The 11,731-nt window shown below is 68.5% G+C and carries 9 protein-coding genes and 1 pseudogene; 7 read left to right on the top strand and 3 right to left on the bottom strand.

All coding sequences use genetic code 11. The annotated features are described in order from the left end of the window. Positions 1-13 precede the first annotated feature (13 nt). Positions 14-496: a TrmH family RNA methyltransferase gene (locus tag ACT9F5_RS08350; protein ID WP_445119417.1), complete on the bottom strand. Its 483-nt coding sequence runs from the start codon at positions 494-496 to the stop codon at positions 14-16. Between the two features lie 226 nt (positions 497-722). Continuing rightward, on the bottom strand, positions 723-1,439 hold the full coding sequence (locus tag ACT9F5_RS08345; RefSeq protein WP_445119416.1) for an SDR family NAD(P)-dependent oxidoreductase: 717 nt from the start codon (positions 1,437-1,439) through the stop codon (positions 723-725). A 159-nt stretch (positions 1,440-1,598) separates the two neighbouring features. On the opposite strand from ACT9F5_RS08345, the gene ACT9F5_RS08340 reads away from it, so the two are divergent. The 3 genes and pseudogenes from ACT9F5_RS08340 to ACT9F5_RS08330 all read left to right on the top strand — a co-directional run bounded on the left by ACT9F5_RS08340 (position 1,599) and on the right by ACT9F5_RS08330 (position 6,286). Further along, positions 1,599-4,517, top strand: coding sequence for an insulinase family protein (locus ACT9F5_RS08340; RefSeq protein WP_445119415.1), 2,919 nt, complete (start codon positions 1,599-1,601; stop codon positions 4,515-4,517). A gap of 266 nt (positions 4,518-4,783) precedes the next feature. Beyond that, positions 4,784-5,095 (top strand): annotated as a pseudogene (locus tag ACT9F5_RS08335) (DUF4156 domain-containing protein); the annotation flags it as partial. A gap of 174 nt (positions 5,096-5,269) precedes the next feature. Then, positions 5,270-6,286, top strand: a complete 1,017-nt coding sequence (locus ACT9F5_RS08330) for a 3-oxoacyl-ACP synthase III (protein ID WP_445119414.1) — start codon at positions 5,270-5,272, stop codon at positions 6,284-6,286. Positions 6,287-6,409: 123 nt separating this feature from the next. On the opposite strand, the gene ACT9F5_RS08325 is transcribed toward ACT9F5_RS08330, so the two are convergent. After that, entirely contained in the window at positions 6,410-7,279 is an 870-nt protein-coding gene (locus ACT9F5_RS08325; RefSeq protein WP_445119413.1) for a hypothetical protein, read from the bottom strand. Positions 7,280-7,449: 170 nt separating this feature from the next. Here ACT9F5_RS08325 and ACT9F5_RS08320 point away from each other — a divergent pair, with 170 nt between their 5' ends. The 4 genes from ACT9F5_RS08320 (at position 7,450) to ACT9F5_RS08305 (ending at position 11,725) form a co-directional block, all read left to right on the top strand. Beyond that, positions 7,450-8,331 (top strand): M15 family metallopeptidase, encoded by an 882-nt coding sequence (locus ACT9F5_RS08320; protein ID WP_445119412.1) that lies wholly within the window; start codon positions 7,450-7,452, stop codon positions 8,329-8,331. A 102-nt stretch (positions 8,332-8,433) separates the two neighbouring features. Then, positions 8,434-9,636, top strand: coding sequence for a PAAR domain-containing protein (locus ACT9F5_RS08315; RefSeq protein WP_445119411.1), 1,203 nt, complete (start codon positions 8,434-8,436; stop codon positions 9,634-9,636). Further along, positions 9,633-10,130: a hypothetical protein gene (locus ACT9F5_RS08310; protein ID WP_445119410.1), complete on the top strand. Its 498-nt coding sequence runs from the start codon at positions 9,633-9,635 to the stop codon at positions 10,128-10,130. The genes ACT9F5_RS08315 and ACT9F5_RS08310 overlap by 4 nt, the downstream gene beginning before the upstream one ends. A 77-nt stretch (positions 10,131-10,207) precedes the next feature. Beyond that, on the top strand, positions 10,208-11,725 hold the full coding sequence (locus ACT9F5_RS08305; protein WP_445119409.1) for a hypothetical protein: 1,518 nt from the start codon (positions 10,208-10,210) through the stop codon (positions 11,723-11,725). The last annotated feature ends 6 nt before the right edge of the window (positions 11,726-11,731 follow it).

Genomic DNA, 11,731 nt, shown 5'->3' with positions numbered 1-11,731 from the left:
CGGCGCGCGGGCTTCAGTCGGCGGCGCCGGCGAAGCCCTGCTGCCGCCATGCCTCGAACACCGTCACCGCGACCGCGTTGGACAGGTTGAGGCTGCGGTTGTCGGGGCGCATCGGCAGGCGCAGGCGCTGCTCCGGTGGCAACGCGTCGAGAACCGCGTCGGGCAGGCCGCGGGTTTCGCAGCCGAACAGGAACGCATCGCCCTCGCGGTAGGCCGGGGTGTCGAAGCGGGTGCGGCCACGCGTGCTCAGTGCGAACACGCGCGGCGGCGCGCCGTTGGTTTCGGCAATCGCCGCCAGCGCCGCGTCGAGGTGGTCGTGGACTTGCAGCCGCGCGTACTCGTGGTAGTCGAGTCCGGCGCGGCGCATCTGTTTGTCGTCGAGATCGAAACCCAGCGGCCGCACCAGGTGCAGCCGTGCGCCGGTGTTGGCGCACAGCCGGATCGCGTTGCCGGTGTTGGGCGGGATTTCGGGCTGGAACAGGATGACGTCGAACATGGGTTATTCCGGCGACTGCGCGCCGGAATAACTGTCGCCGTTGATCCGGCCGAGGGCCGGATAACGCCGACGGGGCGCGCGGGAAATTGGGGCTCCATTGTCGCCTGCCGAGCGCGGCTCGGCCGCATTTTTGTAGGAGCGGCTTCAGCCGCGATCGGAAGCCGGCGCGGGCGAACGGTTCCCGGTCGCGGTTGAAGCCGCTCCTACAGAAGCAGGCGTAGTGGCGTCACCAGGGCAGCGGCGCCCCATGGCGGTCGAGGAAGCGGCCGCTGTCGCCGTCACCGGCGCGATCGATCACCCGCAGCAACGCAGCCGCCGAATCCTCCGGCGCCACTTCCGCGCCGCTGCCGCCCATGTCGGTCTGCACCCAGCCCGGATGCAATGCCACCACCACGATCCCACGCTCGGCCAATGCACGCGCCAGCAGCACCGTCGCCATGTTCAACGCGGCCTTGGAGATCGAGTAGCTCGGCGTGCGGAACGCGTCCTTGCCGGCGATCGAACCCAGCTCCGACGACAGGTTGGCGACCTTGCCGCCGTCGGCCAGCAGCGGCGCCAGCGACTGGGTCAGCAGGAACGGCCCGGTCGCGTTAGTGCGCAGGCTGTCGTCGAGCGTGGCGGCGGCGACCTTGCCGAAGCGCTCGCCCGAATGCAGCACGCCGGCGTTGTTGACCAGCAGGTCGAGGCGGGCGTCGTCGCCCAGCACCAGCGGCAGCTCGCGCACGAGTTCGGCCTGCGATTTCGGCTCGGCGACGTCCAGCGGCAACACGTGCAGGCGGCCGGGATATTCGCCGGTTAGCTGATTGAGGGCGTTGGCGCGGCCGGGCTGGCGGCAGGTCGCGACCACCCGGTCGCCACGGTCGAGCAGCTGTCGCACGAACTCCAGCCCGAGCCCGCGGTTGGCGCCAGTGACAAGGCAGTGGCGTGGCGATGGGGGCGTCATGGCGGTCTCCTGGGCGGGGTCCAGCCAGTCTAGGCCGGGATGCCGCGGCCGGCATCGGCCTAGGACTTGTGACCTAGTGCCCGGATCGGACTCGGCGGCTAGGATGGGACGTTGCGCCCATTCCGGGCCGTCGCACACGCAATCACAAGGGAGTGTCCAATGTCCGCACCACGAGCCGTACTGCAGAAGGGCGCGCTTGCGCTGGCCCTCGCCACCGCGATGGGCGCCACCGCCTTCGCACCCGCACAGGCGCAGGACGCACCGGCCAGCGCCGGCGTCGCGATCCCGTACCAGGAGTTCACCCTGCCCAACGGCCTGCGGGTGATCGTGCACGAGGACCACAAGGCACCGATCGTCGCGGTCAACATCTGGTACCACGTCGGCAGCAAGGACGAACCGCGCGGCCGCACCGGCTTCGCGCACCTGTTCGAGCACCTGATGTTCAACGGTTCGGAGAACCACCCGGGGGAATACTTCGACCCGTTCGAACTGGTCGGCGCGACCGACATGAACGGCACCACCAACACCGACCGCACCAACTATTTCCAGAACGTGCCGACCACCGCGCTCGACACCGCGCTGTGGATGGAGTCCGACCGCATGGGCCACCTGCTCGGCGCGATCGACCAGGCCACCCTCGACGAACAGCGCGGCGTGGTCCAGAACGAGAAGCGCCAGGGCGAGAACCAGCCCTACGGCCAGGTCTGGACCAAGCTCAACCAGGCCTTGTACCCGGCCGGCCACCCGTACCACCACAGCGTGATCGGCTCGATGGCCGACCTCAACGCCGCCTCGCTTGAGGACGTCAAGAACTGGTTCCGCGCCTGGTACGGCCCGAACAACGCGGTGCTGGTGCTCGCCGGCGACATCGACGTGGAAACCGCCAAGAAGAAGGTCGCAAAGTATTTCGGCGACATCCCGGCCGGCCCCGACATGGCGCAGCCGCCGGTCGACGTCGCCGTGCGTCCCGCCGACACCCGCGAGACCATGCACGACAACGTCCCGCAGGCGCGCATCTACCGCGCCTGGAACGTCGCCCAGACCGGCAGCACCGATGTCGACCAGCTGCACGTGCTGGCGCAGGTGCTCGGCGGCAGCGACACCTCGCGGCTGGAAAAGCGGCTGGTCCACGGCGACAAGCTGGTCGACGGCGTCAGCGCCGGGGTCAGCGAGTCGCAGTTGGGCTCCAACTTCCTGGTCACCGCCAGCGTCAAGGAAGGCGTCGATCCGAAGAAGGTCGAGGCGATCATCGACGAGGAGCTCGCGCGCCTGCTGAAGGAGGGCCCGACCGCCGAGGAGGTCGCCCAGGCCAAGACCGTGATCCGCGCCGGCTTCATCCGCGGGATCGAGCGCATCGGCGGGTTTGGCGGCAAGGCCGACGCACTGGCCGCATGCGAGGTCTACGTCGGCGATCCTGGCTGCTACCGCGACACCCTCGCGACGGTCGCGGCGGTCACCCCCGCGCAGTTGCAGGCGGTCGGCACGCAGTGGCTCGGCGATGGCGACCACACCCTGGTCGTCCTGCCCGGCGAGCGCACCGCGCTGGCCGAGGAGCCGGCGGTCGAGCCGGCATCGCTGGACCTGCCCGCGATCGACCCGAAGTACAGCGTGTCGCCGTCCACGGTCGACCGCAGCACCGGCGTACCGATGCCCGAGGAATTCCCGGAGCTGAAGTTCCCCGAGCTGCAGCGCGCCACCCTGTCCAACGGCACCAAGGTGATCCTCGCCGAACGCCATGAAGTGCCGGTGGTGCAGTTCCAGCTGCTGCTCGACGGCGGCTACAAGGCCGACGCGCTGGACGGTGCCAAGTTGGGCACGTCGAGCTTCGCGATGAGCATGCTCGACGAGGGCGCAGCCGACTACAGCGCGCTGGAATTCGCCGGGGCGGCCGAGTCGCTCGGCGCCAACCTCGGTGCCGACGCCTCGCTCGACGGCGCCAGCGCATCACTGTCGGCGCTGAAGGAAAAGCTCGACCCGTCGCTGGCGCTGTTCGCCGACATGCTGCGTGAGCCGAGCTTCGACCCGGCCGAGATCGACCGCATCAAGGCCAGCTGGATCGCGGGCATCAAGCAGGAGAAGGCCCGCCCGAACGCCGCCGCGCTGCGCGTGCTGCCGCCGCTGCTGTACGGCGAAGGCCATGCCTACGCGATGCCGTTCAGCGGCTCGGGCACCGAGAAGTCGATCGCCTCGCTGACCCGCGACGATCTGGTGGAGTACCACGACACCTGGGTGCGGCCGGAGAACGCGACCCTGGTCGTGGTCGGCGACACCACCCTGAAGCAGGTCATGCCGCTGCTCGAGAAGCACCTGGGCGACTGGAAGGGCGAAGGCGAGCCGGCGACCACCGGAGAGGTCGCCAAGGTCGCGCTTCCGGACGCGCCGCGGGTGTTCCTGATCGACCAGCCCGGCGCGGTGCAGGCCAACATCTTCGCCGGCCAGCTGGTGCCGTCGACGATGTCGGACGATGCCACCGAGTTCGAGTTCGCCAACACCGTGCTGGGCGGCCAGTTCAGTGCCCGCCTCAACATGAACCTGCGCGAGGACAAGCACTGGGCCTACGGCGCCTACAGCTTCTCGCCGAATGCACTCGGCCAGCGCCCGTGGCTGGCGTTCGCGCCGGTGCAGATCGACAAGACCGCCGAGGCGATGGTCGAGATGAAGCGCGAGGTGGGCGAGTACGCCAGCGGCAAGGCGCCGCCGACCGCCGAGGAAGTCGCCAAGGTGCGCTCCAACGAGATCCGCAGCCTGCCCGGCGCGTACGAGACCGGCCGTGCGGTGATGGGCACCATCGCCGGGATCGTGCGTTACGACCGCCCGGACGACTACGTGTTCCAGCACAAGGCCGAGATCGAGGGGCTGACCCCGGCGCAGGTGGCCAAGGCCGCCGGCACGATCGAGCCGGATGCACTGACCTGGGTGGTGGTCGGCGACCTCGACAAGATCGGCGCGCCGGTGCGCGCGCTGGAGCTGGGCACCGTGCAGGTGCTCGATGCCGACGGCAACCCGGTCGCCAGCAATGCCGCGAGCACGGCCGAGGCCGACGCCGGAACCGAGGCTGACAACAGCGCGGCCGAGTAAGTGGTATCCCGCCGGGTGGATATCCACCCGGCGGGATCTTTCGCGCCAACCCTGTAGGAGCGGCTTTAGCCGCGATCGGAAACCGGTTCGCCCGCGCCGCCTTCCAATCGCGGCTAAAGCCGCTCCTGCAAACAACCGGCCTCCATACCCCGGCGGCCACGCTCGCAAGTCACCCGCGATTCACCGTGCGCCGCGCAAAACCACCGTCGCCAAGCCACAATCGCCCGGATCTTTTCGATTCGCCGTTTTCGATCCAAGGAGTTCCCATGACCCGCCTGCTCATCCTCGGCTGCGCCACGCTCGTCCTCGCCAGTGGCTGCACCTGGGTGCACATGGCCCCCGGCGCCAGCGCGGTGCAGGTGATTTCCGCCGGCGGCCCGCCGGCCGGTTGCGCCAAGCGGGGTGAAGTCGCCGTTTCGGTCAAGGACAGCGTCGCGTTCTACGAGCGCAACAACCTGCGCGTCCGCGAGGAGCTGGAAACGCTCGCCCGCAACGAAGCGCCGGGCATGGACGCCGACACCATCCAGCCGCTGGCCCCGCCGCTGGACGGCGACCAGCGCTTCGCCGCCTACCGCTGCGGCGGAACGACCGCGGTACCCGGCACGCCGCAACCGACAACCGCCGCCGCCGCTGGCGGCGAGGCCCGGACCTATCCGATCGGGGGCTGAACCGTTCAGGCCATACGGGGGTTAATGCAGGCCCCCCGGGAAAACGTTAATCTGACGTGATCTTTTGCCTACGGTTTGCCGCCCATGCTGTTCCAACACGTCGCCATCGCCGGCCTGGCCCATATCGATGCGCCGCGTCGCCTGACTTCGGCGGAAATCAACGCCCGGCTCAAGCCGACCCTGGACCGCCTGGGCATCCGCACCGACGTGCTCGGCGACATTGCAGGCATCCACGCGCGGCGCTTGTGGGATGGCGACATGCTCGCCTCCGACGCCGCCACCCTGGCCGCGGTCAAGGCGCTGGCCGACGCGGCGATCGAACCGGGCCGGGTCGGCCTGCTGGTCAACACCTCGGTCAGCCGCGACTACCTGGAGCCGTCGACCGCCTCGATCGTGTCCGGCAACCTCGGCCTGCCCGACACCTGCCAGAACTTCGACGTCGCCAATGCCTGCCTGGCCTTCATCAACGGCATGGACATCGCCAGCCGCATGATCGAGCGCGGCGAGATCGACTACGCGCTGGTGGTCGATGGCGAAACCGCCGACCTGGCCTACGAGAAGACCCTCGAGCGCATGATGCGCGCCGACTCCACCGAGGCCGATTTCCGCAACGAGCTGGCCACCCTGACCCTGGGTTCCGGTGCGGCCGCGATGGTGCTGGCGCGCGCCGAGCTGGTGCCGGGCGCACCGCGCTACAAGGGCGGCGTGACCCGCGCCGCGACCGAGTGGAACAAGCTGTGCCGCGGCAACCTCGACGGCATGATCACCGACACGCGACTGCTGTTGATCGAGGGCGTCAAGCTCGCCCAGAAGACTTTCCTGGTCGCCCGGCAGAAGCTCGGCTGGGTCGCGGAGGAGCTCGACCAGTTCGTGATCCACCAGGTCAGCAAGGTCCACACCGCCGCCTTCACCAAGGCGATGGGGATCGACCCGCGCAAGGTCCTGACCATCTTCGACGAGCACGGCAACATCGGCCCGGCCTCGGTGCCGATCGTGCTCAGCAAGCTGCGCGAGATGGGCCGGCTGAAGAAAGGCGACCGCGTCGCGCTGCTCGGCATCGGCTCCGGCCTGAACTGCTCCATGGCCGAAGTCGTCTGGTAGACCCGCAGTTCGCCGTACCCCTGTAGGAGCGGCTTCAGCCGCGATCGGAGATCGTTTGTCCGAGCCGCTTCCGATCGCGGCTGAAGCCGCTCCTGCGAAAGCATTCAGCACCCCGCGTCGGCGTCAGCCATTCGCAGGACAAGCCGGATCGCGTCCCGCATACACCGCGCAGATATCCTGCCGGCACTTCAGTCCCTTGGCCGTATTCGCCGCCGGGCATTCGCGCAGGTTCTGCTGGATCTGCTGGGAGCGCGTGCGTTGCGGACGCCCGTTGCGGTTCCGCTCGGCACTGGCCACGCCGGGGCTGTCCGCATCCATCGTCTGCAGAAACGCGTCCAGCCCGCTGCCGTGGCTGTCGTCGGACGGTTGGCCGGGCTTGATGTTGCCCATCAGTATCGCGAGCAGGTCCGGTTCGTCGCGGTTGGAGGCGCGTCCCGGTTTGCGTGCCGGCGCGCGTGAAGCAACCGGCTTCATCGCGGCGGTCGAAGGTGCGGCGGCGACAATGAACGGATTGGACGTCCCGTCGCTGCTCGCCGCGCGTGCCGGTGCAATTTCCCGTTGCCCCATGGCCACCATCGGGTTGATCGCCGGATCCGACAGGCCGGTGTTGCCTGTTCCGTCGCCTGCAACGATGCCGGACGTGGACGCCATGGAGGCTGGAACCGCTTCCTCGATGATGGCGGCCGCTTGCTCCGTCACCATTTCGTCCGACACATGTGTGGCGACGGCGTCCGCCGTCAATCGTGGCGCGGCGTCCGTGGCGGCGCCGTTCGCCGGTTGCGATTGCCACCACCAGCCCGTCGCCACGACCGCGACCAGCAGCAATGCCATCGGCAACCAGCGTTTGCGTGTCGTTCCAGCAGCACCCTGTGAGCCGGATTCGCGGCCTTCCATGTCTGCTAGGATTCGCGCCGATGCAGGCTGCGCGGCGGGGCGGGTCTGCTCGCCGGCCAACAGGCTGGGGCGGCGGGGCTTGGCATCTTGCCGGTCCACGTGGACTCCTTTCCTGGCCGGCTTGGGCCGCCGGTGTGATTCCCTTCCCGCGCGGCGGAGGCCGTTGGCGGTTCGCCGGCATTCTGCGTCGGGGTAGTGGTGGCGTCAATTCCGCTGGCCCGCGACGCGGGCGTTGGACCATGGATGGTGTACACATGATGGCGTTATGGATGGCGATATTTTTCGCGGTTACGGCCGCGGCGGCCTGGCTGGTGTTGTTCCCGGCGGCGCGCGACGGTGTGCTTGCCGGCGCCGATCGCCTGTTCTCACGGCTGGCTGCAGTGCTGGGTCGCTGGCAATCGCGCGCCAGTGGCCGCGTCATCGAGTCCTCGCAGTCGGCGCGCGCCACCCGCCAGCGCGCGATGCACCTGTTCGGCCGGCATCGCAACCTGTTGCTGGTCACCGCGTTGTTGCTGACGGTGCCACCGCTGGTGATCCTGCAATTGCGCCAGCGTGTGGTCCTTGACGGATTCGAGGGCGGTACTGCGGTTGCACCCAACAACCATGTGCTTGGGTTGTTGCGCGGTGAACGCCTGGCGCCGCCGCCGGAATTGCCGCCGGCGGTATTCGTCGCCGCCGAGGCCGAACTGCTGCGCAGCGCCGGCACTACCGCCTCGGTCAGTGAAACGCCGCAGGCGATCTCCGGCGCCGACCGCAAATGGAACCGGATCGACCCGGTGTTCCAGCAGCGCGTGCTGGCGATCTACCAGGTCATGCGCGAGCAACATGGTTACGAGATGGTGCTGGTCGAGGGCTATCGCAGTCCCGCGCGACAGGCCGCACTGGCCCGCAAGGGTGGTGCGACCACCCGCGCGGGTGCCGGCCAGAGTTGCCACCAGTACGGGCTTGCGGTCGACAGCGCGCTGTACCGCGACGGCAAGCTGCAGTGGGACATGGGCGACGCCTGGACCCGGCGCGGCTACTTCCTGTACGGACGGCTGGCGGCCGAGGCGGGACTGGAGTGGGGCGGAAGCTGGCGGAGCATCAAGGACTACGTCCACCTGGAGTTGAAGGACGCCTGCCGCCAGGCACGACGCGACGCGGGGCACTGACCGGCAAGCCGTACGGATGATTACCCACGGCAGTCCTGCTATCGTTGGCGATGGCAACTGGATGCCACCTGCCCCACGGGGCCGCCAGCAAGGAGCACGGCAATGTCGAAACCCTTCATCGTCGTGGGCGGCAAGATCGACCACGGCGGCGCCGTGGCCAGCAGTACCGCGACCACCGACATCAACGGCCTGCCGGTCGCCCGCATCGGCGACAAGGTCGTGTGCAGCCAGCACGGCGACACCGTGATCGTGTCCGGTGACCCGACCACCATCATCGACGGCCAGCCGGTCGCCCGCCACGGCGACAAGACTGCCTGCGGGGCGACGTTGATTGCGGCATCGCAGGTTCAGGTGTTTCTCGATTCCGGTGGAGGACGCGGGGGCGCGTCTGGCGCCCCGGGCGGCCAGGCCGGGAAATCCGGTTCGTTGTCGGCGGTCACTTCAACGCCAGCCAGCAACGACGAAGGTGCTGCAAGTGGCGCCGAATACGACGAGCAGATCCAGTTCGTCAACGCCAACGGCGCGAAGCTGGCCGGCGTGGACTACCGGGTCAAGCTGGAGAACGGCGAGATCCGTCAAGGCACCACCGACGTCGACGGCAGGACCGGGCGCATGGCGACCGTGCAGCCAACCCGAATCGTGAGCGCGGAGTTGAGCGCATCCCAAACCTCTTGTTGCATCTTGCATGCTGCGCAGGGTGCAAGCGCGCCGTTGACGCTGCAGGTCAGCGCAGCTACCAATGCGACACAGCTGGGCAGCTCGATCCAGCAGGTAGCTACTCCAGCCGGCACCGCGCGCGGATTGACCTCGGGTGAGATCGCAATGGCGCGGCTCGTGTTCGCCGACTCCGTCGATTACAGCCGGGTAAAGGTCCACAACGGGGAGTACTTGTGGTTCGGCATGCAGCCGAACGACACCGCGATGACGCCGAATGGCGAGATGTACTTCAACGAAAGCTATTTTGAAGAAGATTTTTCGGTCAAGCGCATCGATCTCCAGCACTGGTTCATCCACGAAATGACTCACGTCTGGCAACACCAGCTGGGCTACCCGGTCAAGCTGCGTGGCGCCGTACGGATCGGGCTCTCCTATCGTTACGAGCTGGAGCCGGAAAAGCGGCTAGGCGACTACAACATGGAAGCGCAGGGAAACATCCTTGCGGATTACTTTCTGATCAAGTTCCGCAACGCGCCTGGCGCGATCAGTGAACGGCGCTATTCCCGTGACGCGAATGCGTTGCAGCTCATGGAGGCCGTCCTGGCTGATTTCCTGCGCGATCCGGGCAACAAGGAAAACTTGTCATGATCCTGCCAAGAGTCGTCGCCGCGGCCATTGTTGTACTCGCACTGCTGCCCACCGGGTGCCATGCAAGGCAGCGAATGCTCGATGCGGTCGTCAAACAGTCGGGCGACCTGCCCTGTTTCTCGGTACCGCGTACCGGTTGGCGCGCGACCGAGCTTGAAGTGACCGCATTGGTGGTCACGGAGGTGACTCGCGAAGGAGCTGTCATCTCCCAGCCGTGGGATCCGGGTTTGAGTACACCCCTTCGCGAAGTGACAGTGTCCTCGCGTTCCTGCCTTGTCTATGGCGCTGTTCCAGGTGAGCGCGCGGCCCCGCTTCGACGTGGGGCGCGGTACTCGCTGTTCCTCAATACGTTTTCCCCAGATGGCACCAACAGGCGTTACCGCGCGTATTTCTGTCTTGGCGCGGGCGAGGACGGCGACAAGATCGTGCGTCAGGTGGAATGGGATAAACACGCGCACAAGCGACGCTGGGATGTTTGTGGGCTCGACTCCTGACGGATAAAGAGCATTGAGTCGGCGCTGGCAGGACGAGCCATGCGCTTTGGAAGTTCGTGGGAAAGCAGGGAAGCATCATGGGGACCATCATTCGCAGATTATTGGCCGCACTGCTGGTGACAGCGGTCGTGTGGTTCGCGGTGGTCCTGTATTGGCAGGTCGCGGAGGTCAGTCCGGGTGCGGGCGATCTGGCGTTGTGGCTGCTGGGCCTGCCGCTGGCGCTGCTCGGCGCCTTCCTGTTGCTGCGCTGGGGCCTGCGCCGCCGCGCCGCGCGCGCGGCCACGCCTGCGGCTACGGGCGACCAGGATGAGTCCGCATCGCCAATCGACAGCGGCCCGCAGCCCGATCGCATCGTGCACCTTCTGGCGGGCGCGGCGTGGTTGCGCGCCGGCGCCGGTGGTGCGGCGATCGCCGAGGCGCTGGTCAAGCCGGAGCGGCCGTCGCTGCATCCGCGGCTGAAGGATTCGCTCGGCCTGCCGGCGTTCGCCGCGGCGGTCGAGGACCTCGATCCCGCCGCGATCGAGGCGCCATTGCGGGCGGTGATGGCCGAACCGGAAACCTTCGATCGCGTGTTCGACCAAGAAAGCCTGCGCGCGATCGCGCTGCTCGATCCGGTGGCCGAGGAACTGCTGCTGGCGGCGCTGCCACCGATCTCGCCCGAAGCTGCGGAGCACCTCGCGGCCGGGCACGCTGGATTGCACCCGCACGCGATGCACCACTCGCGTTCGGCGCGCGCGCCGACGCAAGTGGTGGCGGTGGTCGCGGTGCTCAGGGTGCGCCTGTTGCTGCCGGCGGCGTGGGCCCCGGCGGTGCGACAGGCAGCCGGCGAGTGGTTGCGGGCCAAGGCCGCGGCGCTGGGGTTCGTGTCGTCGCAACTGGAGGTCGAGGTGTTGCCGGTCGCCGGTGGCAGCGACAGCTGGCGGATTCTCGACCACCTGATCCAAGTGCAGGCGCGCGATCGCGACGACGACCCGCAACTGCTGCTGGCTGCACATTCGGCGATCGGCGACGCCAGCATCGAGCGCCTCGATGCCCGCCGCGAGCTGCTGGTCAGCGGCCACCCCGAAGGCCTGATTCCCGGCGAGGGCGCGGCCGGCTTGCTGCTGGTCGGCGCCCATGTCGCGACCGACCCGGCGGCACCGGCGCCGCTGCGCCTGCACCGGCTGCTGCGCGGCCAGGCCGGCAGCGGTCGCGGCGCCAGCCGCCAGGCTGCGGAACTGCTGCAGCACGCAATGACCACTGCGGCGCAGCCGGCCGAATCGATCGCCGTGGTGTTCAGCGACGCCGACCACCGCCCCAGCCGCGCGATCGAGATCGCCGGCGCGATCGCCGCTACCCTGCCCGAACTCGACCCGGTCGACGATGCCCGCCACCTCGGCCTGGCCTGTGGCGACCTCGGCGCGGTCGCGCCGCTGGCGCTGCTGGCGGCCGCCGCCGCGCAGGCCGCGCAGGACGAGGCGCCGGTGCTGGCGTTCGGCCTGGCCGATCCACGCGCGCGGGTCGCGCTGGTGCTGTCACCAACCCCGGCGCTCGACGCCGACTCCGCAACCCCCGATTCCGCCGAGGCCGCAGCCGCGGTCGCGGCCACCGCTTGACGACGA

This window comes from Lysobacter sp. F6437 (genome assembly GCF_052547215.1).
Note: the sequence above shows the minus strand (reverse complement) of the source record. Positions and strands in the feature narration are given on the sequence as shown.

Coding starts and splice junctions, on each gene's coding strand:
- ACT9F5_RS08350 (WP_445119417.1), bottom strand. CDS start 496: ATGTTCGACGTCATCCTGTTCCAGCCCGAAATCCCGCCCAACACCGGC.
- ACT9F5_RS08305 (WP_445119409.1), top strand. CDS start 10,208: ATGGGGACCATCATTCGCAGATTATTGGCCGCACTGCTGGTGACAGCG.
- ACT9F5_RS08345 (WP_445119416.1), bottom strand. CDS start 1,439: ATGACGCCCCCATCGCCACGCCACTGCCTTGTCACTGGCGCCAACCGC.
- ACT9F5_RS08330 (WP_445119414.1), top strand. CDS start 5,270: ATGCTGTTCCAACACGTCGCCATCGCCGGCCTGGCCCATATCGATGCG.
- ACT9F5_RS08320 (WP_445119412.1), top strand. CDS start 7,450: ATGGCGATATTTTTCGCGGTTACGGCCGCGGCGGCCTGGCTGGTGTTG.
- ACT9F5_RS08315 (WP_445119411.1), top strand. CDS start 8,434: ATGTCGAAACCCTTCATCGTCGTGGGCGGCAAGATCGACCACGGCGGC.
- ACT9F5_RS08340 (WP_445119415.1), top strand. CDS start 1,599: ATGTCCGCACCACGAGCCGTACTGCAGAAGGGCGCGCTTGCGCTGGCC.
- ACT9F5_RS08310 (WP_445119410.1), top strand. CDS start 9,633: ATGATCCTGCCAAGAGTCGTCGCCGCGGCCATTGTTGTACTCGCACTG.